General features: G+C 72.4%; 22 protein-coding genes. 16 read left to right on the top strand and 6 right to left on the bottom strand.

Features of this window, described 5'->3' with window-relative positions; translation table 11 throughout:
- Window positions 1–78 precede the first annotated feature (78 nt).
- From PGH47_RS32785 to PGH47_RS32765, 5 genes are all read left to right on the top strand, one after another.
- Window positions 79–1,032 (top strand): slipin family protein, encoded by a 954-nt coding sequence (locus PGH47_RS32785; protein WP_271666378.1) that lies wholly within the window; start codon window positions 79–81, stop codon window positions 1,030–1,032.
- A 90-nt stretch (window positions 1,033–1,122) separates the two neighbouring features.
- Window positions 1,123–2,526 carry an alkaline phosphatase PhoX gene (locus PGH47_RS32780; RefSeq protein WP_271666377.1) on the top strand — a complete coding sequence of 468 codons (1,404 nt, stop codon included), beginning with the start codon at window positions 1,123–1,125 and terminating at the stop codon, window positions 2,524–2,526.
- A 64-nt stretch (window positions 2,527–2,590) separates the two neighbouring features.
- Entirely contained in the window at window positions 2,591–4,108 is a 1,518-nt protein-coding gene (locus PGH47_RS32775) for a serine/threonine-protein kinase (protein ID WP_271666376.1), read from the top strand.
- 88 nt (window positions 4,109–4,196) lie between these two features.
- Window positions 4,197–5,045 carry a polysaccharide deacetylase family protein gene (locus PGH47_RS32770; RefSeq protein WP_271666375.1) on the top strand — a complete coding sequence of 283 codons (849 nt, stop codon included), beginning with the start codon at window positions 4,197–4,199 and terminating at the stop codon, window positions 5,043–5,045.
- Window positions 5,046–5,063: 18 nt separating this feature from the next.
- Window positions 5,064–5,243, top strand: coding sequence for a hypothetical protein (locus PGH47_RS32765; RefSeq protein ID WP_093747633.1), 180 nt, complete (start codon window positions 5,064–5,066; stop codon window positions 5,241–5,243).
- Here PGH47_RS32765 and PGH47_RS32760 read toward each other — a convergent pair.
- Together PGH47_RS32760 and PGH47_RS32755 are read right to left on the bottom strand one after the other, a co-directional pair.
- Window positions 5,235–5,906, bottom strand: coding sequence for an ABC transporter (locus tag PGH47_RS32760; RefSeq protein WP_271666374.1), 672 nt, complete (start codon window positions 5,904–5,906; stop codon window positions 5,235–5,237). The two genes, PGH47_RS32765 and PGH47_RS32760, sit on opposite strands and share 9 nt — an antisense overlap.
- Entirely contained in the window at window positions 5,903–6,775 is an 873-nt protein-coding gene (locus tag PGH47_RS32755) for an ABC transporter ATP-binding protein (protein WP_271666373.1), read from the bottom strand. Before PGH47_RS32755 ends, PGH47_RS32760 begins: the two co-directional genes overlap by 4 nt.
- Window positions 6,776–6,855: 80 nt before the next feature.
- Here PGH47_RS32755 and PGH47_RS32750 point away from each other — a divergent pair, with 80 nt between their 5' ends.
- The 5 genes from PGH47_RS32750 to PGH47_RS32730 all read left to right on the top strand — a co-directional run bounded on the left by PGH47_RS32750 (window position 6,856) and on the right by PGH47_RS32730 (window position 12,795).
- Window positions 6,856–7,587 carry a peptidyl-tRNA hydrolase gene (locus PGH47_RS32750; protein WP_271666372.1) on the top strand — a complete coding sequence of 244 codons (732 nt, stop codon included), beginning with the start codon at window positions 6,856–6,858 and terminating at the stop codon, window positions 7,585–7,587.
- A 151-nt stretch (window positions 7,588–7,738) separates the two neighbouring features.
- A complete protein-coding gene (locus PGH47_RS32745) occupies window positions 7,739–9,055 on the top strand; it encodes a DUF692 domain-containing protein (protein ID WP_271666371.1) in 1,317 nt (438 codons plus the stop codon).
- A gap of 272 nt (window positions 9,056–9,327) precedes the next feature.
- Window positions 9,328–10,125 (top strand): DUF4142 domain-containing protein, encoded by a 798-nt coding sequence (locus tag PGH47_RS32740; RefSeq protein ID WP_271666370.1) that lies wholly within the window; start codon window positions 9,328–9,330, stop codon window positions 10,123–10,125.
- Window positions 10,126–10,227: 102 nt separating this feature from the next.
- The gene (locus PGH47_RS32735; RefSeq protein ID WP_271666369.1) at window positions 10,228–11,025 is read left to right on the top strand and encodes a TIGR04222 domain-containing membrane protein; all 798 of its coding nucleotides are present in this window, start codon (window positions 10,228–10,230) and stop codon (window positions 11,023–11,025) included.
- A 123-nt stretch (window positions 11,026–11,148) separates the two neighbouring features.
- The gene (locus tag PGH47_RS32730; RefSeq protein ID WP_271666368.1) at window positions 11,149–12,795 is read left to right on the top strand and encodes an alpha/beta hydrolase; all 1,647 of its coding nucleotides are present in this window, start codon (window positions 11,149–11,151) and stop codon (window positions 12,793–12,795) included.
- Window positions 12,796–12,863: 68 nt separating this feature from the next.
- Here PGH47_RS32730 and hemQ read toward each other — a convergent pair whose 3' ends face one another.
- A complete protein-coding gene (gene hemQ, locus PGH47_RS32725; protein WP_125528840.1) occupies window positions 12,864–13,595 on the bottom strand; it encodes a hydrogen peroxide-dependent heme synthase in 732 nt (243 codons plus the stop codon).
- A gap of 4 nt (window positions 13,596–13,599) precedes the next feature.
- Window positions 13,600–15,081 carry a protoporphyrinogen oxidase gene (hemG, locus tag PGH47_RS32720; protein WP_271666367.1) on the bottom strand — a complete coding sequence of 494 codons (1,482 nt, stop codon included), beginning with the start codon at window positions 15,079–15,081 and terminating at the stop codon, window positions 13,600–13,602.
- Between the two features lie 219 nt (window positions 15,082–15,300).
- Between hemG and PGH47_RS32715 the strand changes: the two genes are divergently transcribed.
- Both PGH47_RS32715 and PGH47_RS32710 read left to right on the top strand, forming a co-directional pair.
- Window positions 15,301–16,308, top strand: a complete 1,008-nt coding sequence (locus PGH47_RS32715) for a DUF4349 domain-containing protein (RefSeq protein ID WP_271666366.1) — start codon at window positions 15,301–15,303, stop codon at window positions 16,306–16,308.
- Between the two features lie 27 nt (window positions 16,309–16,335).
- Window positions 16,336–17,745 carry an FAD-dependent oxidoreductase gene (locus PGH47_RS32710; protein WP_271666365.1) on the top strand — a complete coding sequence of 470 codons (1,410 nt, stop codon included), beginning with the start codon at window positions 16,336–16,338 and terminating at the stop codon, window positions 17,743–17,745.
- Window positions 17,746–17,840: 95 nt separating this feature from the next.
- On the opposite strand, the gene PGH47_RS32705 is transcribed toward PGH47_RS32710, so the two are convergent.
- Window positions 17,841–18,185: a hypothetical protein gene (locus PGH47_RS32705; protein WP_176575121.1), complete on the bottom strand. Its 345-nt coding sequence runs from the start codon at window positions 18,183–18,185 to the stop codon at window positions 17,841–17,843.
- A gap of 125 nt (window positions 18,186–18,310) precedes the next feature.
- On the opposite strand from PGH47_RS32705, the gene PGH47_RS32700 reads away from it, so the two are divergent.
- Entirely contained in the window at window positions 18,311–19,135 is an 825-nt protein-coding gene (locus PGH47_RS32700) for a rhomboid family intramembrane serine protease (RefSeq protein ID WP_271666364.1), read from the top strand.
- A 7-nt stretch (window positions 19,136–19,142) separates the two neighbouring features.
- Here PGH47_RS32700 and hemE read toward each other — a convergent pair whose 3' ends face one another.
- A complete protein-coding gene (gene hemE / locus PGH47_RS32695) occupies window positions 19,143–20,198 on the bottom strand; it encodes a uroporphyrinogen decarboxylase (protein WP_271666363.1) in 1,056 nt (351 codons plus the stop codon).
- 104 nt (window positions 20,199–20,302) lie between these two features.
- Here hemE and PGH47_RS32690 point away from each other — a divergent pair, with 104 nt between their 5' ends.
- From PGH47_RS32690 to PGH47_RS32680, 3 genes are all read left to right on the top strand, one after another.
- Window positions 20,303–20,980, top strand: a complete 678-nt coding sequence (locus PGH47_RS32690; RefSeq protein WP_271666362.1) for a DUF3000 domain-containing protein — start codon at window positions 20,303–20,305, stop codon at window positions 20,978–20,980.
- Between the two features lie 231 nt (window positions 20,981–21,211).
- Entirely contained in the window at window positions 21,212–21,874 is a 663-nt protein-coding gene (locus PGH47_RS32685; protein WP_030967662.1) for a response regulator transcription factor, read from the top strand.
- A gap of 203 nt (window positions 21,875–22,077) precedes the next feature.
- A complete protein-coding gene (locus tag PGH47_RS32680; RefSeq protein ID WP_271666361.1) occupies window positions 22,078–23,358 on the top strand; it encodes a ribonuclease D in 1,281 nt (426 codons plus the stop codon).
- Window positions 23,359–23,379 lie beyond the last annotated feature (21 nt).

Genomic DNA, 23,379 nt, shown 5'->3' with positions numbered 1-23,379 from the left:
CGTTTGTGGCCCCGGACCAGACTCCGGGCATATCGTTGCAAGAGCATACGGAACAGACCTCTCGGCGAGGAGGTCGTCATGGTCGAGGAAGTACTGGGCATCGTCGCGGGAGTGGCTGCCGCGGGAGCCGTGTACGTGGCGGCCGCGGCGCGCGTCGTCAAGCAGTACGAGCGCGGGGTGGTCCTGCGGCTCGGACGGCTGGCGGGAGACGTACGGGCTCCCGGGTTCACGATGATCGTTCCGATAGTGGACCGGCTGCACAAGGTCAACATGCAGATCGTCACGATGCCGGTGCCGGCCCAGGAGGGCATCACCCGCGACAACGTGACCGTGCGGGTGGACGCCGTCGTGTACTTCAAGGTGGTCGAGCCCGCGAGCGCCCTCATCAAGGTCGAGGACTACAAGTACGCGGTCTCGCAGATGGCGCAGACGTCCCTGCGCTCGATCATCGGCAAGAGCGACCTGGACGACCTGCTCTCCAACCGCGAGAAGCTCAACCAGGGCCTTGAGCTGATGATCGACAGCCCGGCCATCGGCTGGGGCGTGCAGGTGGACCGCGTCGAGATCAAGGACGTGTCGCTGCCGGAGTCGATGAAGCGCTCCATGGCCCGGCAGGCCGAGGCGGACCGCGAGCGGCGGGCCCGCATCATCAACGCCGACGCCGAGCTCCAGGCCTCCCGCAAGCTGGCCGAGGCCGCCCATCAGATGGAGGACACCCCCTCCGCGCTCCAGCTGCGCCTCCTGCAGACGGTGATGGCGGTGGCCGCGGAGAAGAACTCCACGCTGGTCCTGCCGATCCCGGTGGAGCTGCTGCGCTTCCTGGAGCGGGGCGGCGAGGAGCACGGGGACCAGCCACGGCGCTACGCCGCTCAAGCCGTGGAGAGCCCCGCCGACAAGGGCGAACAGCCGGCCGTCGAGCCCCTGGCCGAGCAGGCCGTCGAGCCCCCGGCCGAGCAGGAGATCGAGCCCCCGCCCGAGCGGGAGGTCGAACGGACCATCGAGGACATCATCGAGGACGCCTCGGGGAAGTGACACGTGCTACGCGCGTGGTTCCAGAGGCCCGCGCCAGGTGATAGACACAGCGGGGTCACAGTCCCTGTCCGCCAACAGGAAGGCTGCCCCATGTCCGAAAACGCGCCCGTCGCGGCGTCCGAGTCCGGCTCCACGACCCGCCGTCAGCTCCTCGCCCGCACCGGGGCGTTGGGCGTCTCGATCGCCTTCGCCGGAAATCTCACCGAACTCTTCGCGGGCACCGCCGCCGCACAGACCCTGGGCCACACGGGATACGGCCCGCTGGTCCCCGACCCCGACGATCTGCTCGATCTGCCGGAAGGTTTCAGCTACCGGGTCCTCTCCCGTGAGGGCGACCGGCTCCGCTCGGGCGAGGGCCCGGTGCCCTCCAACCACGACGGCATGACGGCCCTGCCCGGCAGAGGCGGCCGCGTCCACCTGGTCCGCAACCACGAGAACCGCGCCGACGGCAGGGTCCCGGTGCCCACGGTCACGGGCCTCACCTACGACCCGGCAGGCAAGGGCGGCTGTACGGCCCTGACGCTCGACCGGCACGGCCACGTCCTGTCGGAGCGCGTCGCCATCGCCGGCACCGCCGTCAACTGCGCCGGTGGGCCCACCCCTTGGGGCACCTGGCTGACCTGCGAGGAGACCGAGGACCGGGCCGGCACCAACGGCTACACCAAGGACCACGGCTTCATCTTCGAGGTCGATCCGTCGAACCCGTACGCCTCCGGCGCGGTCCCGCTCACCGCGATGGGCCGCTTCCAGCACGAGGCGATCGCGGTGGACCCGAAGCGCGGCATCGTCTACGAGACCGAGGACGCCTTCCTCAAACCCTTCGGCCTCTTCTACCGCTTCCTGCCGAACCAGCCGCACGGCGGCCTGGGCACCCTGCGTGCGGGCGGCCGGCTCCAGGCGATGCGGGTGCCGGGCGTGCCCGACCTGTCGTCGATCCAGGAGCCGGGAGCGAGCTTCGGGAACATCGAGTGGGTCGACGTACCGGACCCGCTGGCCAAGCAGACCCCCATCCGGCTCCAGGACTTCGGCCCGAAGGGCATCACGCACGCGCAGAAGCTGGAGGGCTGCTACTGGGGCGGTCGCAGCGTGTACTTCGTCTCCTCCTTCGCCCACAGCGCGGAGGGTTCGGCGGCGGACCACTACGGCCAGATCTGGCGCTACGACCCCACCGAGCGCCGTCTCACCCTGGTGATCGTCTTCGGCCCCGACACGGATGTGCAGCTGCCGGGCGAGTCCCCGGACAACATCTGCCTCGCGCCCAGCGGCGGCCTGATGGTCTGCGAGGACGGCAACGGCGCGCAGCACGTCTTCGGCGTCACCCGGCACGGCGAGGTGTACGCGATGGCGCGCAACGCTCAGAACCTGGGCACGCCCGAGGAGCCGGAGTGGGGCGAGTTCGCCGGGGTCACGTTCTCGCCGGACGGCCGGACGATGTACGTCAACTGCTACACACCGGGCACGACGTTCGCGGTGACCGGGCCCTGGCGCAAGTGACGGCCCGCTGACGGGAGTCCCTGCGGAAGCCACCCCTTTCGTGGCGTCCTCTAACCTGTGCGGCATGAACGCACCGGGGGATCTCGTCGACGGCCGTTTCGAGCTGGTGGAACGGCTCGGCAGTGGAGGTATGGGCACCGTGTGGCGGGCTCGCGACACGGTGCTCGACCGCGAGGTCGCGCTCAAGGCGGTGCGGTCCGACGCGGACACGGTCGGCGTCGTGCGCGAGCGTGTGATGCGGGAGGCGCGGGCACTGGCCCGGCTCAGCCACCCGAACGTGGTGACGGTCCATCAGATAGTGGATGCCGAACCGCATCCGTGGATCGTGATGGAGCTGGTGCCGGGCCTCTCGCTGCAACAGCGGCTGGACGAGGGCCCGTTGACGCCCGCCGGGACGGCCCGGCTCGGCCGCCAGGTACTCGCCGCGCTGCGGGCCGCGCACGCGGCGGGCATCCAGCACCGGGACGTCAAGCCCGCTAACATCCTGCTGCGGCCCGACGGCAGCGCGGTCCTCACCGACTTCGGCATCGCCGCCCTCCAGGGCACGACGGGGCTCACGGCGACCGGTGAACTCGTCGGCTCGCCCGAGTACATGGCGCCGGAGCGGATCCGGGGCCACGGCGACGACCCGTCCGCCGACCTCTGGTCGCTGGGCGTGGTCCTGTACGTCTGCGCCGAGGGCATCAGCCCGCTGCGCCGCCCGACCACCCTCGCCACCCTCGCCGCCGTACTCGACGACCCGCTGCCTCCGCCGTCCCGCTCGGGCCCGCTGACGCCGGTGCTCGAAGCGCTGCTGGTCCGGGACCCGGCGGCCCGGCCGGACGCCGCCCGGCTGGACGCGATGCTGACGCAGGTGGAGTCGGGGGCGACGCCGTACTGGGCCGCCCAGCCGACGATGACCGCCACCGCTCCGCACCCGATGCCGGCGCCCACCCCCACCCAGCTGGACACCCCCCGCCCCACGGTCCAGCAGCACGCGAGCGGCACCCGGCGCCGCACACCCCTCGTGGTCGCCGCGACCGCGGTGCTGGCGATCGCCACGGCCACGGCACTGGTCCTCACCCTGCGCACCGGCGACACGGGCGGTACGGGTGGCACGGGCGGCAACAAGGCCGGCGCCACGAGGGATCCGTCGACCAAGGCGTCCACACCCACCCCGTCGGACCGGCAGACGTCCCCCGCTCCGTCGCCCAGCCAGAAGACTCCCACTCGCACGCCCACACCCAAGCCCGGGAACCTGGCCGGCCGCTGGATCGCGCAGCTCCACTCCGAGCCCGTCTCCGCGGGCCTCGCCAACCGGGACCGCAGGCTCACCACGATCCGCCGGTCGGTCCCGCAGGCCAAGGTGCTCCGCAGCGACGACTTCGCGTCCCTGCGCGGCGGCTACTGGGTGTTCTACGCCCCCGGCCCCTTCCCCAACGGCCCTGCGGCGCTGACCTTCTGCGCCGAGCACGACCGCACCACGGTGAACAGCTGCATCGGCCGCTACCTGAGCAAGAACCAGAAGGACTTCGACCTCCAGTGCCGACCCCCGGCCTCCGCGCCGACGGGCACCTGCACCCGCAAGAACGGCAACGGCTGACGGACCCGGGCCCGCCGGGCGGGTGACGCGGGCCCGGCGCACCCCTCGGCGTGCCGAAATGACCGTTTGATTATCATATCTTCATTCGGTGATCACTCCTGTACGAAGCGTCACCGCCGCCTGTGTCCTGGGTGCGGCCCTGGTCGTGCTCGCCGCGTGCGGGGCGCGCGAGACGACCCGGGCACCCCTTCCGCCGCCCAGCGCCACCTCTCCGGTGGCCGAGCCGCCGACTCTCGCGCCCGGGCCCGCGGGCATGACGGGCGTCTTCGAGCACGGCCCGCGCGACGCGGGGCGGACCGTCGCGCTCACCTTCGACGCCGACATGACCGCCGACCAGGGGCCGCGGGCGGCGCAGGGCGAGCGGTTCGACAATCCGGGGCTGATCGCGGCACTGCGGGAGCTGAAGGTGCCGGCGACCGTGTTCATGACGGGGCGGTGGGCCGAGGAGTACCCGCGGCAGGCCCGGTCCATCGGCCGGGACCCCCTCTTCGAGGTCGCCAGTCACTCCTACAGCCACTACGCCTTCACCGACCACTGCTACGGGCTGCCGACGATCGGCGAGGAAGGGATGCGGGCGGACGTGGAGCGGGCGTACGCGGTGTTCCGGAAGGTGGGGATCCGCGATGCGGTGCCGTACTTCCGGTTTCCGGGCGGGTGCCACGACCGGCGGGCCCTGAAGGCGCTGACCCCGGTCGGTGTCACGGCCGTGCAGTGGGACGTGGTGAGCGGCGACGCCTTCGCGACGGACGCCGCCGCGGTCGCCCGTGAGGTGCTGAACGGGGTGCGCCCCGGGTCCGTGGTCGTCCTGCACTGCACACGCAGTGCCGCCCCGACGACGGAGCGGGTGGTGCGCAGCATCGTGCCGGAGCTGCGCGCGAAGGGCTTCCGGCTGGTGAAGGTGTCCGAGCTGATCGGGGCCTCGAACGGGCGGCACTGAGCGTCCTACGCTGGAGTCATGAGCGAGGACTACTGCACGATCGTCGACGTGCCGAAGCCGCCGAAGGCGGAGGGGCCGCCCTATGCGGAGTGCGTGCTGTGCCGGGAGCCGACGGAGTACCCGGAGTCGTACAAGGGGATCACGCTCTGCCCGGTCTGCGAGTGGCAGGAGGCGCAGCGCACCGCGTGCTCAGGGTGATCTGCGGGACGTGAGCGCGCAGGCCGCCGCGATCGCCGCTGCCGTGAGCAGGGCCGCGGCCGCCAGGGGCAGTACCGGCATCGGTACCGTGCCCGAGCGGGAGCCCGTGACCAGGCCGCTGACCGCCGCCTGCGCCGGGGAACCCGTCACCACCACGGACAGCAGGGCCGCGAGCAGCATCGTCGGCACCGCGCGGCCGGTCGAGCGCAGCACCGGCCAGGTGGTGAGGGCGCCGACGGCCGTACCCAGCAGGGCGCAGGCCAGCGTGGCGAGCAGTCCGGCCGCGCCCGCCGCGAAGCGTGACAGATGCGTCTCGTTGTCCGCGCTCGCCGAGTGGCTGACCAGGGTCACGGCGACGGTCGCGACCACCCCCAGGGCCACGGCGGTGGCCAGTGCCACCAGCACCGCGGCGAGGTGCGCCCGCCCGGGGCCGACCGCCGCGGAGACACAACTGCGGGCGGCGGGCGGCTCGTTGGTGACGCAGATCCGCACCAGCCAGGCGGCGACGGGCAGCAGGGCCGCGGCCGTGTAGCCGAGCGAGTCGAGGATCGGCTGGCCGCCCTGCACGCCGATGCCGAGGAACGCGACGTACAGGATGAGCGGCGGCAGCCAGCGCTGCGAGCGGGCGAGCAGGGCGGCCTGGTATCCGAGCAGGGCGGTCATCTGCGGCTCTCGTGGTCGGGGTTCGGCTGCGGGCCCACGCTCACCACGTGCCAGGGCGGCCGGGCGGTGAGCAGGGCCCGCAGAAGGATGTCGGAGTGCGACGCGGGCACGGTGAGACGGTGGGTGCCGGGGGTGAGTTCCTCGGCCGAGGCGGCCGTGCGGATCGCGTCGGCGGGGAGTTGCCCGCCCTTCGGTCCCCGGACGACGACGGCCACGCGCGGGCCCTCGGGCTCGGCGGACGCCGGTTCGCCGCGGAGTTCCAGTCCCGCGTCGCGCACGGTGTACGTCGCGTCGGGCGCCCCCGCCAGGCGGCGCGGGTCGTGGTCCACGAAGACCACGGCGGTGCCGCCGGCGGTCCGTTCGGCGACGGCCCGCTCCAGCTCCGCGCGGGCGTCGGTGTCGAGGCCGGTCCATGCCTCGTCCAGCACGAGCAGCCCCGGTTCGGCGAGCAGGGCCTGTGCGACGGCGACCTTCTGGCTGCTGCCCTTCGACAACTGGGCCATGGGGGTACGGGCGTAGGGGGCGGCGCCGAAGCGGTCGAGGCACTCCAGGGCGGCGCGGGTGGCCTCGGGCCGGGACAGGCCGTGGACCGCACCGAGATGGGTCAGATAGCCGAGGGCGGTGAAGGGGAGCGCGGTCGGGAAGCGTTCGGGGACGTACGCGGTACGGGGACGGCCGGTGACTCGGCCTTCGGAGGGGGCGTCTATGCGGGCCAGGAGGCGTAGCAGGGTCGATTTGCCGGTGCCGTTGGGGCCTTCTATGCGGGTGAGGGTGCCGGGCTGCACAGTGAGGTGGATTCCGCGTAAGACCCATGGCCCGCGCAGGCCGTAGCGGCGGCCCACGTTGTCCAGACGAAGATCGCGTTGCATGAGGGGCATCTTCTCGTATGCGCGACAGCCGCCGAGTGGGGGCTTGTCGCGCAGTTCCCCGCGCCCCTTAGGGTGTTGCTGTGAGCCATGATTCGACGTCCGGCGGCGACAGTCCTTTCCGGCCCGGTCCCGACGTACGCGACGAGGCACCGCAGTTCGTGCTGCCCCTGGTCGTCCGCATCGAGCGGAACGCTCCCCCCGCCCGCACCGACGCCCTTCAGACCTCCGCCCGCGCCGTGCTCACCATCCTCAGTGACGAGCGGTCGCTCGGCGAGGGCGAGTGGGCACAGGCGATGCGTGACTGGCAGGACGCACGCATCCGCAAGGTCGTGCGGCGGGCCCGCGGGGCCGAGTGGCGACGGGCGGAGGGGCTGCCGGGGATCACCGTCACCGGGAAGTCGGCCGAGGTGCGCGTCTTCCCGCCGGTGCCGCTGGACGGCTGGCCCAAGGAGCTGGCGAAGCTCCAGGTCTCCGGAACCGACCTCGACGATCCTGAGCCGCCCGTCGACGCCGACCCCTCGGCGCCGGTGCTCTGGCTGAACCCCGAGCTCGACATGTCGGCCGGCAAGGCGATGGCGCAGACGGGGCACGCGGCGCAGCTCGCCTGGTGGGAGCTGTCGGACGAGGAGCGGGCCGCCTGGCGCGACGCGGGGTTCCCGCTGGCCGTACGGACCGCGGACCCGGCACGCTGGGGCGATCTGACGAGCGGCGCGCTGCCGCTGGTACGGGACGCGGGGTTCACGGAGATCGCGCCCGGCTCGTGCACGGTCGTCGCCGACCACCCGGCGCTGCGGCGGACGCCCCGCGGTTGAACATCCCGGCCGTCCCGCCCGTACGAGCCTGTGGCGGGGCGCGGTCCCAACCTCAAATGTTGCTCTGAAGGTGGCCCCCGAGGGGTTCGGCTCCCTGCTCAGGGGCCATACCCCCGTCACATCCGACACGGAGCAGGCCGAGGAGGGGACGATGGAGCGACTGGGTACGGGAATCGGATGGCGTCCGGAGATCGCGGACGCCGTGGAACGCATGCCGGGCATCGACTGGGTCGAGGCCGTCGCCGAGAACGTCTGCCCCGGCCATCTGCCGGAGTCCCTGGTACGGCTGCGGGAGCGCGGCGTCACCGTGATCCCGCACGGTGTCTCGCTGGGCCTCGGCGGCGCCGAGCGGCCCGACGCGGGGCGGCTGGCCGCGCTCGCCGAGCGGGTGGAGGCGCTGGGGTCGCCGCTGGTCACCGAGCACATCGCGTTCGTGCGGGCGGGAGGTGCGCTGACCGCATCCCCGATGCTGGAGGCGGGGCACCTGCTGCCGGTGCCGCGGACCCGGGACGCCCTCGACGTGCTGTGCGAGAACGTGCGGATCGCGCAGGACTCGCTGCCGGTGCCGCTCGCCGTGGAGAACATCGCCGCGCTGATCTCCTGGCCGGGCGAGGAGATGACCGAGGGGCAGTTCCTGTACGAGCTCGCCGACCGCACCGGCGTACGGCTGCTGATCGACGTGGCCAACCTGCACACCAACCACGTCAACCGGGGCGAGGACCCGGCCAAGGCGCTCGCCGAGCTGCCGCTGGAGGCCATCGCGTACGTCCATGTCGCGGGCGGCTTCGAACGCGACGGTGTCTGGCACGACAGTCACGCGCACCCCGTCCCGCAGCCGGTCCTCGACGTCCTCACCGACCTCGCCTCCCGGGTGTCCCCGCCGGGGGTGCTGCTGGAGCGTGACGAGAACTTCCCCGAACCGGCCGAGCTGGAGCGGGAGTTGGGGGCGATCCGAGGGGCGTTGGAGAAGGGTGCCGCCGAGCGGCCCGCGCAGAGCGGGACCCCGGCGACCGGGAGCTCACGGGAGGCGGCACCGGTCCAGGAGGCCCCTGAGCCCGTCCGGCAGCGGCTCGGTCTCGCGCAGGCCGCGCTGCTCTCCGCGCTGGTCGCCGGGACGCCCGTGCCGGAGGGGTTCGACCGGGTGCGGCTCGGTGTGCAGGCGCGGGCGCTCGCCGGGAAGCGGGCGGACGTCGTGGCCAAGGTCGCGCCCGAACTGCCGGTGATCCTCGGCGACGGGTACCGGCAGGCCTTCCTCGGATACGCGCACGGGCACCCGATGACCGGCGGCTACCGGCGCGACGCACTGGACTTCGCCGGGTACCTGCTGACCGGCGACCGCTGCGAGGACGCGGGGGTGCGGGCCGAGCTGCGGGAGTGGTGGCTGGAGCGATCGGGACCCGCGCCGCGCTCCCGCCGTCCGGCGGTCCGGCTGGCCCGGGCCACGCGCCGGGTGCTGCTGCGTCGGTGAGCGGGGGCGGGCTACGCCGAATCCCGCTCGCCGGTGGACGCGGTCGCGGCCGGCGAGTGTGCCGGGGTTAACACCGGGGCCCGCGCCTCGCTCCGCGCGCCCGCTTGGTCCCCGTATGGCCCCATAAACCCCTCGCCACTACTCCCTTTTCGCCCGTAACCACCCCGCTTGCAAGCATTCGCTCCTGTACGGAAGTTGGCGTAGGCGCCGAAGTAATATGCCAACCTCACCCTCGAAGCGCACTAACGTGCGGTGCCGCAACAGGAGGCACCATGCGATCCCGCAAGCGACCCCCGATCGACGGCCGCGGCATCTTCAGCGGCACCGGGATCATCGTCACGGGCCTGATGGCGACGCTGCTGGCGATGATCTTCCCGATCTGGTCGTACGCCGACCGGTCCGGGACCGGACTCGACGTTCTGAACGCCGACAGCGTCTCGACCGGCTACGGGCCGCTGTCCGCCCTCGACCGCGACTTCATCACGAAGGTCCGGCTGGCCGGCCTTTGGGAACTGCCCGCCGGCCGGCAGGCCGAGGAGAAGGGCAGCACCCCGGCCGTACGGACCGCCGGTGAGCATCTCGTCGAGGGGCACGCGTTCCTGGACGAGCGGGTACGCGACGTGGCGGCCAAGCTGAGCCTCCAGCTGCCCAACGAACCCAACGAGCAGCAGCAGGAGTGGCTGGCGACCCTGAACGCCGCGCAAGGCGTGGAGTACGACAGCCGGTTCGCGAACATCCTGCGGCTGGCGCACGGCAAGGTGTTCTCCGTCGTCGCCCAGGTCCGGGCCAGTACGCGCAACTCCCTCGTGCGCAAGCTCGCGGACGACGCCAACACCACCGTGCTGGACCACATCACGGTCCTGGAGGCCACCGGCTACGTCGACTACGACGCCCTGGCACGGGACATGGTCGCCGACAGCACCCCGCCGCTGACCCCGTCCCCCGCCCCGCCGGGTCCGACGTCCGATCCCGCTCCGGCCGTCCCGATGACACCGCCCCCGTCGCCGGGGTACACCCTGCCGTCGGCCGCCAGCAGCCCGCGTCCGGAAGGCGGTTCCGGGGACTCCTGACGCCCCCGCCCGGCCGATCCGGAACGTCACATCCCGGCAACTCTCTGTCCGTATTGTGAACAAGGCATGGCGTCACACGGAGCCTTGGCATAGAAACGCGGCATGTTCTGGGTGCTTCTTCTGCTGCTGGCCTGGGCCGTCGCCGGCACGGCGTGCACGCGGCTGTGCCTGGCCGCCGTGCACGCCGCGGCCATGGAATCGAAAGAGGCGACTGCGGCCCGGGACCACGATCTGACGCTGTACGAGGCCGCGTTCCTGTCCGGCGGCCCCCGCAGGGTCGCGGATCTGACGCTGGTGTCCATGGCGCGCCAACGGCGGCTGCTGCTCGCGCGCACCGGGTGGGCGACCGTCGTCGATCCGCGCGGCCGGGACGAGATGGAACGCTCGGTGATAGGGGCCATCGGTCCGGAGGGCCAGTCCCTGATCGAGCCGGTGCGCGACGCCGCAGCCGCCGCCGACGCGGTGGGCAGCCTCGGCGACCGGCTGGTCAGCGCGGGTCTCGCCGTGCCCGCCGGAGCGCGTGACGACATAGGCGCCGCGATCCGTCAGGTGCGGCTCGCCGCCGGGGTCGTGGCGGCGCTCGGCGCGATCGCCCTGCTGGCGCCCGCCCAGTCGGACATGCCGGCACACCTGGTCGCGCTGTGGTTCGCGCTGCCGTTCGTGCTGACCCTGAGCTGTCTGGCCATCGCCCGCATCGAGATCCAGCCGTACGCGCGTTGGGCCTCCCCGGCCGGGCAGCGGCTGCTCAGTGCCCTGGTGCGGCACTCCGGGGGCGGCGGCGACCGCACGTATCTCACGTCCGTGGCCGTGCGGGGCGTGCGCGCGATCGGGGAGCCGGACCTGCGCGCGGCCTTCGCGCACCGCGAGCAGCACCACGAGGCGCTGCACCGGCACGACTGACGGCGCCGCAAGTCGATAACGCATAGGGGGCATTGCGGCGACTTCGGCGAGGCGGTGCTTGCCTTCATCAACAGACGAACCAAATATCCCTTTTGTTGCTGCCGTGCACCGAAGGGAAATGCCATGCGAGCTGCCGCCCTCTACTCGGCCGCGGGGGCCATGCTCCTGTCCGCTCTCTCCCTGGCCCCGGCCACAAGCGCCGGGGCGGCTCCGGGAGCGGACGAGCGGCACGGCACGACGGTGGCCGCGGCGCGCGCCAAGGCCGCCGGCATCACCTTCGGACGCTGCCCCAAGGAGCAGGGCCTGCCCGGCACCGTGAGGTGCGGCACGGTGTCCGTCCCGCTGGACTACGCGCACCCCGACGGCAGGCAGATCCGGCTGCTGGTCAGCCGGGCGCAGGCCACGCACAAGGACCCGCACAACAGCAAGCGCCGGGTGCCGGGCAAGGGCGCCCTGGTCTACAACCCGGGCGGACCCGGCGCCTCCGGCATCCAGTTCCCGCTGATCGGGGTCGTCCCGGCCTGGAAGCGGCTCGCGGCCGCGTACGACCTCGTCGGCTACGCCCCGCGCGGCGTGGGACCCTCGGCGCCGCTGTCCTGCCAGGACCCCAAGCAGTACTTCAAGGTGCCCTCGCAGGCCCCGACGTTCCCCTCCGAGGCGTACAAGAAGGAGCGCGTCGCCCGGGCGAAGGCGTACGCGCGCGGCTGCGCCGAGCGCGCCGGCAGCGCCCTGCGGCACTACAACTCCCTCAACAACGCCCGTGACCTGGATGTCCTGCGCGCCGCGCTGGGCGAGGAGAAGCTGACGTTCATCGGCGCCTCGTACGGCACCTACTTCGGCGCGCTGTACGCGCACCTCTTCCCCCAGCACGTACGGCGGATGGTGTTCGACTCCGCGGTGAATCCGGACCCGAAGCAGATCTGGTACCACAGCAACCTCGCGCAGTCGGCCGCGTTCGAGGGCCGCTGGACGGACTTCCGGGAGTGGGTGGCCGAGCACGACGACGTGTACGGGCTCGGCATCACCGCGGACGAGGTGCTGGCCAACTACGAGAAGGTGCGCACCCGGCTCGCGACGCGGCCGGCCGGCGGGAAGATCGGGCCGGGGCAGTTGCAGGAGGCGTTCCTCCAGGCCGGTTACTACGACGACTACTGGCCCTCGCGGGCGCAGGCGCTGTCGGCGTATCTGAAGGGCGACGCGAAGCCGCTGGTGGAACTGGCCTCGCCGGTGACGGAGGCGGCGGCCGAGGAGGAGAACACGAACGCGGTCTACACGGCCGTGGAGTGCAACGACGCGCCCTGGCCGACGGACTGGGCGACCTGGGACCGGGACAACACCCGGCTCGCGCGCGTGGCGCCGTTCGAGACCTGGGACAACGCGTGGATGAATCTGCCGTGCGCCTTCTGGAAGGCCCCCCGGCAGCAGCCGGTGGATGTGCGGACCGGTCCGGGTGAGCTGCCGCCGACGCTGATCCTGGCCGCCGAGCGGGATGCCGCGACACCGTACGACGGGGCGCTTGAGATGCACCGGCGGCTCGCGGGCTCGGTCCTGGTGACCGAGCGGGACGCCGGGACGCACGGCATCGCGTACGGCCCGAACTCCTGCGTCAACGGCCACATCGACGCGTATCTGCTGGAGGGCCGTCTGCCGGCGCGGCACGCCTCCTGCGAGGGGCACCCGGAGCCGAAGCCGCAGCGGGCGGGTGAGCGCAAGGCGAAGATGCCCGCCGCCCGGCACAAGGATCACCGCGAGACCGCGGCCCGTCCGTAGCAGGCAGCGCTCGTACGGCGAAGCCCCGCACCCCGTCGAGGGGGTGCGGGGCTTCGCCGTGCGAGCGGCTAGGCGAGTCCGGCGACCAGTTCGGCGACGGACCTGCGGCGGCCGGTGTAGAACGGCACTTCCTCGCGGACGTGCATCCGGGCCTCGGAGGCGCGCAGGTGACGCATGAGGTCGACGATGCGGTAGAGCTCGTCGGCCTCGAAGGCGAGGATCCACTCGTAGTCGCCCAGCGAGAACGAGGCGACCGTGTTGGCGCGGACGTCGGGGTAGCCGCGGGCCATCTTGCCGTGGTCGGCGAGCATGCGTCGGCGGTCCTCGTCGGGCAGGAGGTACCAGTCGTAGGAGCGCACGAAGGGGTAGACGCTGATGTAGTTCCGCGGCGTCTCGTCGGCGAGGAACGCCGGGATGTGCGAGCGGTTGAACTCGGCGGGGCGGTGCAGCGCCATGTTCGACCACACCGGCTCGAGCGCGCGGCCCAGCTTCGTGCGGCGGAAGAGGTTGTACGCGTCCTGGAGCTGGTCGCTGGTCTCCGCGTGCCACCAGATCATGACGTCGGCGTCGGCGCGCAGGCCGGACACGTCGTAGGTGCCGCGGATCGTCACGTCCTTGGCGGCGAGCTGGTCGAACAGCTCCTGGACCTCGTCGGCGTAGCCCGCGCGGTCCTCGGGGAGCACGTCCTTCAGCTTGAAGACGGACCAGAGGGTGTAGCGGATGACCTCGTTGAGGTCCTTGGCCAGCTTGCCCTTGTTCGGGATCCTGCCGGACTCGGTGGTGGAGGCGTCGTCACTCATGCCCTTATTCTCCCGCTCCGCCGTGCAGACTCTGCACCGGGTTGGCGGTGAGCTCCTGCACACCGCCCGGATCGCCGTCGAGCTGGTCGACGGCGGCGTACGCGCTCGCGATGCACGCCGGAATGCCCACGCCGTCGTACTGCGCGCCGCACACCGTGAGGCCCGGCACCCGGGCGACGTGCTCGCGGACGCGGGCCACGCGCGCGTGGTGGCCGACCGGGTACTGCGGCAGGCCGTCGGTCCAGCGGGTCACGCGGGTCTGAAGCGGGGTGGCGTCGAGGCCGGTGGCCTCCTTGAGGTCCCGGCGTGAGACGTCGACGAGGCCGGCGTCGTCGCGGCCCAGGATCTCCGTCTCGCCGTACCGCCCTACCGAGGTGCGCAGGACGATCGTGTCCGGGTCCTCGTCGGCGATCCAGCCCCACTTCTGGGAGGCGAAGGTCGACGCCTTGATGGTGCGCCCGTCGACCGGCGGTACGAGGAAGCCGCTGCCCGCCGGGAGGCCGGCGTCGGCGCGGCGGTAGGCGAGGGTGATCAGGGCCATCGAGGCGTACTCGACGCCTTCCAGCTCGGCGGCGGCCCCTGGCACCTCGGCGCGCAGCAGGTCGGCGGCGGCCGGGGCGGGCACGGCGACGACGACGGCGTCGGGCCGCAGCACCCGGTCACCGGCGGCCACGCGCCAGCCGCCGGACGCCTCGCGGCGCAGCTCGGTCACCGGTGCCCCGGTCACGATCTCGCCGCCCCGTGCGCGCACCGACTCCGCGACGGCGAGCGGGAGTTGGCCCACGCCGCCCTCGAGGCCCATGAACACCGGCCCGGTCTGCTGGTTCGCCGCGGCCTTGGCCTGGATCTCCCGGACGGCCTCGGTGAGCGAGTCGTGGGTCCGCGCGGCCTGGTACAGCTGCGGGACGGCGGAGCGCAGCGAGATGCGGTACGCGTCGCCCGCGTAGACGCCGCCCAGCAGGGGTTCGACGAGGCGGTCGACGACCTCGCGGCCGAGGCGTGCCGCCACGTACTCGCCGACCGCCACGTCGTCGCCGACCTCGGTGCGCGGCAGGTCGGCGTCGCGCTCGATGCGGGCCAGCCCTTCGTCGGACAGGACTCCGGAGAGGGCGGCGGCGGTGCCGGGGACGCCCATCACATGCCCCTTGGGCATGGGCCGCAGGGCGCCACGGGTCCAGATCGATGCGGTCGCACTGGCCGGCGGCTGGAGCCGCTCGGCGAGGCCCGTCTCCCGCGCGAGGGCGATCGCCTCGGGGCGGCGGGCCAGCATCGACTCGGCGCCGAGGTCCACGCGCACACCCGCGATCTCGCCGGGCAGCAGCTTGCCGCCGACCCGGTCCGAGGCCTCCAGGACGGTCACGCGTCTGCCGCGGTCCAGCAGCCGGTGGGCGGCCGCCAGTCCGGCGATCCCGCCGCCGATGACCACGACATGACCGGGCCGTACGGGGTCGTCGCCCGTGCGTGTGTCCTCGCTGTGCTCGCGCATGATCCCACTCTCTCAAACCCCACTGACACGGCTGCCAGGGGCGCACGGCCCCCGTCGCGCCGCCGTCCGGCCCCGGGTGACCGTCCCGGGTGTCCGTCCCGCGTGCCCGCCCCGAGTCCCGACCGTGACCGCATCGGGACCGTTTCAGGCCAACGTTCCGAAGGGTCCCCGCGTCGAAGAGGCGTCAGTCGTCACGACGACCCTCGGGGGTACGCCCACATGCGCACACGACTTTCCGCACGACCCGTTCAGGCCCTGGCCGGCCTCCTGCTGGCCGGCGCCCTCGCGCTCACCGGTTGCAGCGCCGCGAACGACTCGGGCGGCGACAGCAAGGCCGCTGCCGGCGAGGCCGCCCGGGCGGACTCCGACGGGGGCGCGAATTCCGACGGAGGCGCGAAGGAGGGCGCGCCCGGCACCGGCTCCGACGCCGGCCGGGCCACCACGCCTGCCAAGGTCACCGCGAGCCGCATCATCCGCACCGCCTCGCTGACCGTGCAGGTCAAGGAGGTGCCGAAGGCCCTCGACGAGGCCCGTACGACCGCCGAGAACGCGGGCGGCTACGTCGGCAACGAGACCACCACCCGCGACGAGGAGGGCCACGAGCACACCCGGGTCGTGCTGCGGGTACCCGTCGACGAGTACGCCGAGGTCCTCGCGGACCTGGAGGGCGCGGGCAAGCTGATCGAGCGCAGCGCCAAGGCGCAGGACGTCACCGACCAGGTCGTGGACGTGGAGAGCCGCATCAAGTCGCAGCAGGCCAGCGTGGCCCGTATCCGGGAGCTGATGGACCAGGCGACCAAGCTCAGCGACGTGGTGACGCTGGAGGGCGAGCTGAGCCGCCGGCAGGCCGACCTGGAGTCGCTGCTGGCCCAGCAGGCGTCCCTGAAGGACCGCACGAGCCTCGCGACGATCTCGCTGACCCTCTCCGAGACGCCGGTGAAGAAGGCCTCGAAGGACGACGACCCGGGCTTCCTGGACGCGCTCGCGGGTGGCTGGAACGCGTTCGTGACGATGCTGCGCTGGATCGCGGTGGCGTTCGGCGCACTGCTGCCGTTCGCGGCGGTGGCGGTGCTGATCCTCCTGCTGTGGCTGAAGGTCCTGCGACCCCGGCTGCCGCGCCGCCCGGCGACTGTGCCCGCGAGCCCCGTGCCGGGCCCGCTGCCGGCGGCCCGCCCCGCTCCGCGTGCCACGCACGCGGGCGACGAGCAGAGCGGCGGACAGGACTGAAATTCCCTGCCCCCGTAGCGTGTTCGCATGAACATGAGCGCTACGAGGGGTGTGCCGGGCGAGCGGGAGCGGCTGGTGGTGATCGGCGGCGACGCCGCGGGGATGTCCGCGGCGTCGCAGGCGCGCCGCCTGAAGAGTGCCGAAGAGCTGGAGATCGTGGCCTTCGAGCGCGGCCACTTCACCTCCTTCTCGGCGTGCGGCATCCCTTACTGGGTGGGCGGCGAGGTGCCCGAGCGGGACCAGTTGATCGCCCGTACGGCCGAGGAGCACCGGGCGCGGGACATCGACCTGCGCATGCGGACGGAGGTCGTGGAGATCGACGTGGCCGGCGGCCGGGTACGCGCGCGTGACGTCGATACCGGCGCCGAGTCCTGGACGTCGTACGACAAGCTCGTGATCGCGACCGGTGCCCGTCCGATCCGCCCAGACATGCCGGGCGCCGACGCCCCCGGTGTGCACGGCGTGCAGACCCTCGACGACGGCCAGGCCCTGATCGACCGGCTGGCACGCACGCGTGGCCGTCGCGCGGTGGTGGTCGGCGCCGGCTACATCGGCGTGGAGATGGCCGAGGCGCTCATCAACCGCGGCTACGAGGTGACGGTCGTCAACCGCGGCAGCGAACCCATGTCCACCCTCGACCCGGACATGGGCCGCCTGGTGCACGAGGCCATGGAGGGCCTCGGCATCACCATGGTCGACGACGCCGCGGTCACCAAGATCCTCACCGGCGACGACGGCGCCGTCAGCGCGGTCGCCACCGAGGACGCCGAGTACCCGGCGGACGTGGTGGTCCTCGGCATCGGGGTCCGCCCGGAGACGTCCCTCGCGCGGGCCGCGGGCCTCCCCCTGGGCGACCACGGCGGACTGCTCACCGACCTCGCCATGCGGGTCCGCGGCCACGAGAACATCTGGGCGGGCGGCGACTGCGTCGAGGTCCTCGACCTGGTCTCCGGCCGGGAACGCCACATCCCCCTCGGCACCCACGCCAACAAGCACGGCCAGATCATCGGCACGAACGTGGCGGGCGGCTACGCCACGTTCCCCGGCGTGGTCGGCACGGCCGTCAGCAAGGTCTGCGACCTGGAGATCGCCCGGACGGGCCTGCGCGAGAAGGACGCGCGCAGGGCGGGCCTGCAGTTCGTGACGGCCACGATCGAGTCCACGAGCCGGGCCGGGTACTACCCGGACGCCTCCTTCATGACGGTCAAGATGCTCGCCGAACGCCGCACGGGTCGTCTGCTGGGCGTGCAGATCGTGGGCCGTGAGGGCGCGGGCAAGAGGGTCGACATCGCGGCGGTCGCCCTGACGGCCGGCATGACGGTGGAACAGATGACGTCCCTGGACCTCGGCTACGCGCCCCCGTTCTCCCCGGTCTGGGACCCGGTCCTGGTGGCGGCTCGAAAGGCGGCGAAGGCGGTGAACGCCAGACCTTCATGACAGACCGCGCCACCAACCCCCCCAAGGGGCGCGGGGAACTGCGCGATCAGCCACGAACGGCCCGCAGCCGCCGAGCACCCGCACCCCCACGGCGCTCACGCGCTGCCGTTGATCCTCTCGATGGCCTGCCGGGCCTGCTCGGCCGGCGGCCGGGACGGCAACGAGGAAACCGACGCACTCACACTCGGCGGCATCGCGGCAGCGGCGGCGGCAGCGGGCTGCTCCCCCGCCGGCTTCGCATGCGCCGCGGCGGGCCGAGCCGACCGCAGGCGATGGCTCACGGCCTCGTCCAGCGTCACCGGGCGCTGCATCTGCGACGCGAGCCGTCCGGCCTCCTGACCCAGCCGCGCCACGTCTTCCCACGGCAGCCGCACCACCACCGCGATCTCGGCCTCCCCGTCGGGCAACGCGTGAATCGGAGGAGTAACTCGGTCGTTCATCGCCTGTTCCTCACGTAGACCCCGCGACCCGCCTTCCCCGTGCCGCGGGCGGTTGCCGACTCATACGCAGGCGGCCACACCCCCGTTCACCGATTCGCCGCACGGATCCCGGGCAGATACCAGTCGTGGTCATCCCCGTCCATGACGTGAACCCGGTGCGCCGCACCCCTTGGGTGACATACGCGCTGATCGCCGCGAACGTCCTCGTCTTCCTGTCCACGCCCGGCATAGCCGGGTCCGTGTCCGGTGAGAGCAGCCTGGCCCAGATGTGCCATCTGCACGCGTTCCTGGACCACTACGCGGCCGTGCCGCGGGAGTTGATCCACGATCAGCTGCCCGGCGTCGTCCCCACCGGCCAGGTGGCCGTCGGCCCGAACGGCGCCGGCTGTGCCATCGGCCCGCCGGGCTACGACAAGTCGCCCGCGCTGTCGGTCTTCACCGCGATGTTCCTGCACGGCGGCTGGGTGCACCTGCTGGGCAACATGCTCTTCCTGCTGATCTTCGGCAACAACATCGAGGACCGCATGGGACACGTGCGGTACTTCCTCTTCTACGTGGTCTGCGGCTACGCGGCCGGTTACGGCTTCGCGTACCTCAACGCCGACTCGGCGGACCCGCTGATCGGCGCCTCCGGGGCCATCGCAGGTGTCCTGGGCGCCTATCTCGTGCTGTATCCGAGGGCCAGGGTATGGGTCCTGGTGCCGTTCCTGATCTTCCTGCCGCTGCGGCTGCCCGCGTGGCTGGTGCTCGGGTTCTGGTTCGTGCTCCAGGCCGTGTACTCGTCCGGCGAGGGCGTCTCCGACGCGGGCACGGTGGCGTACGCGGCGCACATCGTCGGCTTCCTCGCGGGGATGCTGCTCGCCTGGCCGCTGAAGCCGGGGACACCGCCTCCGCCGGAGCCGCGGGGCCTGCTGTTCGGCAGACGGGCGCGACCCCGGCAGACGTGGTGAGCGTCGCCTAGCGGGCGGTCCGGGTGTGGACGTACTCGACGAGCCGGGTCAGGGCGTCCGGGTCGGTGGACGGCATGACGCCGTGGCCGAGGTTGAAGACGTGGCCCTCGAGGCCGGCCGCGGCGTCCAGCACCTCGCGGGTCTTGGCCTCTACCGCCTCGGTGCCGGCGAACAGGACGGTCGGGTCGAGGTTGCCCTGGAGCGCCTTGCCGGGGCCGACCCGGCGGACGGCCTCGTCGAGCGGGACGCGCCAGTCGACGCCGACGACGTCCGCGCCGGCCTCGCCCATGAGCTTCAGCAGCTCACCGGTGCCGACGCCGAAGTGGATGCGCGGGACGCCGTACCCGGCGACGGCGTCGAAGACCTTCGCGGAGGCGGGCATCACCGAGCGGCGGTAGTCGGCGGGGGCGAGGGCGCCGGCCCAGGAGTCGAAGAGCTGGACGGCGGAGGCGCCGGCCTCGATCTGCACCTTCAGGAAGGCCGCGGTGATGTCGGCGAGGCGGTCGAGCAGATCGGCCCACAGCTGCGGGTCGCCGTACATCATCGCCTTGGCGTTCTCGTACGTGCGCGACGGACCGCCCTCGACGAGGTAGCTCGCGAGGGTGAAAGGCGCGCCGGCGAAACCGATGAGCGGGGTGGCGCCGAGCTCCGCGGTGAGCAGGCCGATGGCCTCGGTGACGTAGGAGACGTCCTCGGGCGTGAGGTCGCGCAGTTGGGCGAGGTCGGCGCGGGTACGGATGGGGCGCTCGACGACCGGGCCGACGCCGGGCTTGATGTCGAGGTCGATGCCGATGGCCTTCAGCGGCACGACGATGTCGCTGAAGTAGATCGCCGCGTCCACGTCGTGCCTGCGCACGGGCTGGAGAGTGATCTCGGTGACCAGGTCGGGCCGCATGCAGGACTCGAGCATGCCGACGCCCTCGCGCACCTTGCGGTACTCGGGGAGTGAGCGCCCGGCCTGCCGCATGAACCACACCGGCGTGTGCGGCACGGGCTCGCGCCTGCATGCCTTGAGGAAGGCTGAGTCGTACGTGGCGGGCGGCGGCGTCTGGTTGGCACTCACGGGGGCAAGTCTCGCACGGCCACGATGGGCTCCACGCCGGGGTTGCCGTGTTGTCCGGGTGTCCCTCCCTGCACGAAGCCCGCGTTCCCCTTAATCTTCCCGGCATGGCTGCGGCTCAGGGAAGACTGTCGGACGGCACTGGCGGAATGGATGACGCGAAGGAGGCCGGGGAGGGGGACCGGCATTCGCACAGTACGGCTCCAGCGGCGTTCCGTGCCGCTGTCGAGGCACTGCGGGCGAGTCGCCTGCGGCCGCAGATCGAGATCGAGCAGACCAAGGCGCCCCAGCGCCTGGCCCCGTACGCGTACGCCCTGGAGGCGGCGGTCGTCGACGGCGACCAGGATCTGGCCGACGGCCGGCTGGTGCTGCTGCACGACCCGTCGGGCCACGACGCCTGGCGGGGCACCTTCCGGCTGGTGACCCTGGTCCGCGCGGAGCTGGAGCCGGAGATGGCCGCGGACCCGCTGCTGCCGGAGGTGTGCTGGTCCTGGCTGACCGGCGCGTTCCAGACGCGGGGGCTGTCGTACGGCGAGCCGAGCGGCACCGTCACGCGGGCGAGCTCCCACTACTTCGGCGGCCTGTCCGAGCGCCCGGCGGCCTCGCAGATCGAGATCCGTGCCTCCTGGACCCCGCGTGAGGGCCTGGGCGGCGTCCCGGACACCGCGGCCCATCTGGCGTCCTGGTGCGATCTGCTGGCCCAGATCGCGGGCCTGCCGCCGGCCGGTCCGGGTGACGCGTCGGTCGTGACGCTGCCTCAGCGCCGCGACCCGCAGTCCCGATAAACACGCACGGCATCCGACGGCCGGAACCTTGACCGTCACTTTGTCGATACGGCCACTTTCGGTCAGGAAACAGTCCATGATCGAAGCGAATTACTCCCCGAACGATCGACCACGTGTCCGAATTGCCCCAATTGTTACTCACTAAATCGTGATCTTTCCCTAAAGGGCCAGAGGTTTGGTGCCGAAGACGACTGTGACCTTGAAAGCCGTCCCCGCACCCCAGGAGGCCCGGTGTCCGTTCTCCTCGAGCAGCCCGCAAGCCTGGTCGCCTACCGCCCGAACAAGCCGACCGCCATGGTGGTCGTGGCCGACCCGCGCGTCCGCTCCACCGTCACCCGTCATCTCTGGGCGCTCGGTGTGCGCGATGTCATCGAGGCCTCGTCCATCGCGGAGGCCCGTCCTCGCGTGGGCAACCCCCGCGACATCTGTGTCGCCGACGTCCACCTGCCCGACGGCTCGGGCCTCACCCTCCTGTCGGAGACCCGCGCCGCGGGCTGGCCGAACGGCCTCGCCCTGTCCGCCGCCGACGACATCGGCGCCGTACGCAACGCCCTCGCGGGCGGTGTGAAGGGCTACGTCGTCACCGGCACCCGCACCAACGTCGGGCTCCCCACCCGCCCCGGTGCCGCCCCCATCGGCGCCGCCGCCGCCCGTATGCACCGTCGCCACCCGGGTGCCCCGAGCCACCCGGGCGGCTACCGCGAACTGTCCGGCCGTGAGGTCGAGGTACTGCGGCTGGTGGCGGAGGGCCAGTCGAACAAGGCGATCGGCGTCTCGATGGGCCTGTCCGCCCTGACCGTCAAGAGCCACCTCGCCCGCATCGCCCGCAAGCTCGGCACCGGCGACCGCGCCGGTATGGTCGCCGTGGCGCTGCGCACCGGCATCATCCACTGAGCCCGTCCCCCTCCAGCCCGCCACCGACGATTCAACGCTTGATCATTCACTGACGTGAACAGGATCGGCCGCTGATCCCGCCCCCGTCCCCTATCCGTCGTGAGCCGGATCCTTCACTTGACTGACTGGTTTACGACCCTTGAGCGCCCGCCGACGGAACGTTCCGTCGGCGGGCGCCGTCCATACACAGATACCCTTGACATGTGACCGACGCCCAAGAAACCGCAGCAGACAGTTCACTGCGAACCACCGGAGGCGCCCCTCCGGAAGACGACGGATCTTCTGTTACAGAGGCGCCGATCCCTTTGCTGGAGCCCCGCGAGGGCATTCCGCCCGTGATCGCCGACGAGGACGCGCTCGCCGAGGTGATCGCCGCCTTCGCCGCCGGCTCGGGCCCGGTCGCCGTCGACGCCGAACGCGCGTCCGGCTACCGCTACGGCCAGCGTGCCTATCTGGTGCAGCTGCGCCGCGCGGGCGCGGGGTCCGCGCTGATCGATCCCGTGGCCTGTCCCGATCTGTCCGGCCTCGGCGAGGCGCTGTCCGGAGTGGAGTGGGTGCTGCACGCCGCCACCCAGGATCTGCCCTGCCTGCGTGAGATAGGCATGGTGCCGACCCGGCTGTTCGACACCGAGCTCGCCGGACGCCTCGCCGGCTTCCCCCGCGTGGGCCTCGGCGCGATGGTCGAGAGCGTTCTCGGGTTCGTGCTGGAGAAGGGCCACTCGGCCGTCGACTGGTCGACCCGCCCGCTGCCGGAGCCCTGGCTGCGGTACGCGACCCTGGACGTCGAGCTGCTCGTGGACCTGCGCGACGCCCTGGAGAAGGAGCTCGACCGGCAGGGCAAGCTGGAGTGGGCATGGCAGGAGTTCGACGCGATCGCGTCCGCGCCGCCCGCCGAGCCGCGCAAGGACCCCTGGCGGCGGACGTCCGGCATGCACAAGGTGCGCAGGCGCCGGCAGCTCGGTGTCGTGCGGGAGCTGTGGCAGGCCCGGGACCGGATCGCCCAGAAGCGGGATGTGTCCCCGGGCAAGGTGCTCAGCGACGCGGCCATCGTCGAGGCCGCGCTCGCCGTGCCCGGCAATGTGCACGCCCTGGCCGCGCTCAACGGCTTCGGGCATCGCATGGGGCGCCGCCAGCTGGAGCAGTGGCAGGCCGCCGTCGACCGTGCGAAGGCCCTGACCGAGGCCCAGCTGCCGACCCCCGGCCAGCCCGTCGCGGGGCCGCCTCCGCCGCGGGCCTGGGCGGACAAGGATCCGGCCGCCGCCGCCCGGCTCTCCGCCGCGCGGGCCGCGGTGTCGGCGCTGGCCGAGCAGCTGAACATGCCGCAGGAGAACGTGATCACCCCGGACACCGTGCGGCGGGTCTGCTGGGAGCCGCCGAAGGAGGTGAGCGCGGAGACGGTCGCCGAGGCGCTTGCCGGTCACGGGGCTCGGCCCTGGCAGGTCGAGCAGGTCACGCCGGTTCTGGTGGCCGCCCTGTCCGCCTAGTCGTGCGGCCGCCCGCGCCCC

It is taken from the genome of Streptomyces sp. HUAS 31 (genome assembly GCF_028198125.1).
Taxonomy (GTDB): Bacteria; Actinomycetota; Actinomycetes; order Streptomycetales; family Streptomycetaceae; genus Streptomyces; species Streptomyces chartreusis.
The sequence above is the reverse complement of the archived record's forward strand: the minus strand, read 5'-3'. Positions and strand labels throughout refer to the sequence as shown.

What these genes read in the sequence shown, in the direction of transcription:
- PGH47_RS32785 (WP_271666378.1), top strand. Translation starts at nt 79, where the DNA reads ATGGTCGAGGAAGTACTGGGCATCGTCGCGGGAGTGGCTGCCGCGGGA.
- PGH47_RS32780 (WP_271666377.1), top strand. Translation starts at nt 1,123, where the DNA reads ATGTCCGAAAACGCGCCCGTCGCGGCGTCCGAGTCCGGCTCCACGACC.
- PGH47_RS32775 (WP_271666376.1), top strand. Translation starts at nt 2,591, where the DNA reads ATGAACGCACCGGGGGATCTCGTCGACGGCCGTTTCGAGCTGGTGGAA.
- PGH47_RS32765 (WP_093747633.1), top strand. Translation starts at nt 5,064, where the DNA reads ATGAGCGAGGACTACTGCACGATCGTCGACGTGCCGAAGCCGCCGAAG.
- PGH47_RS32760 (WP_271666374.1), bottom strand. Translation starts at nt 5,906, where the DNA reads ATGACCGCCCTGCTCGGATACCAGGCCGCCCTGCTCGCCCGCTCGCAG.
- PGH47_RS32755 (WP_271666373.1), bottom strand. Translation starts at nt 6,775, where the DNA reads ATGCAACGCGATCTTCGTCTGGACAACGTGGGCCGCCGCTACGGCCTG.
- PGH47_RS32745 (WP_271666371.1), top strand. Translation starts at nt 7,739, where the DNA reads ATGGAGCGACTGGGTACGGGAATCGGATGGCGTCCGGAGATCGCGGAC.
- PGH47_RS32740 (WP_271666370.1), top strand. Translation starts at nt 9,328, where the DNA reads ATGCGATCCCGCAAGCGACCCCCGATCGACGGCCGCGGCATCTTCAGC.
- PGH47_RS32735 (WP_271666369.1), top strand. Translation starts at nt 10,228, where the DNA reads ATGTTCTGGGTGCTTCTTCTGCTGCTGGCCTGGGCCGTCGCCGGCACG.
- PGH47_RS32730 (WP_271666368.1), top strand. Translation starts at nt 11,149, where the DNA reads ATGCGAGCTGCCGCCCTCTACTCGGCCGCGGGGGCCATGCTCCTGTCC.
- hemQ (WP_125528840.1), bottom strand. Translation starts at nt 13,595, where the DNA reads ATGAGTGACGACGCCTCCACCACCGAGTCCGGCAGGATCCCGAACAAG.
- hemG (WP_271666367.1), bottom strand. Translation starts at nt 15,081, where the DNA reads ATGCGCGAGCACAGCGAGGACACACGCACGGGCGACGACCCCGTACGG.
- PGH47_RS32715 (WP_271666366.1), top strand. Translation starts at nt 15,301, where the DNA reads ATGCGCACACGACTTTCCGCACGACCCGTTCAGGCCCTGGCCGGCCTC.
- PGH47_RS32710 (WP_271666365.1), top strand. Translation starts at nt 16,336, where the DNA reads ATGAACATGAGCGCTACGAGGGGTGTGCCGGGCGAGCGGGAGCGGCTG.
- PGH47_RS32705 (WP_176575121.1), bottom strand. Translation starts at nt 18,185, where the DNA reads ATGAACGACCGAGTTACTCCTCCGATTCACGCGTTGCCCGACGGGGAG.
- PGH47_RS32690 (WP_271666362.1), top strand. Translation starts at nt 20,303, where the DNA reads ATGGCTGCGGCTCAGGGAAGACTGTCGGACGGCACTGGCGGAATGGAT.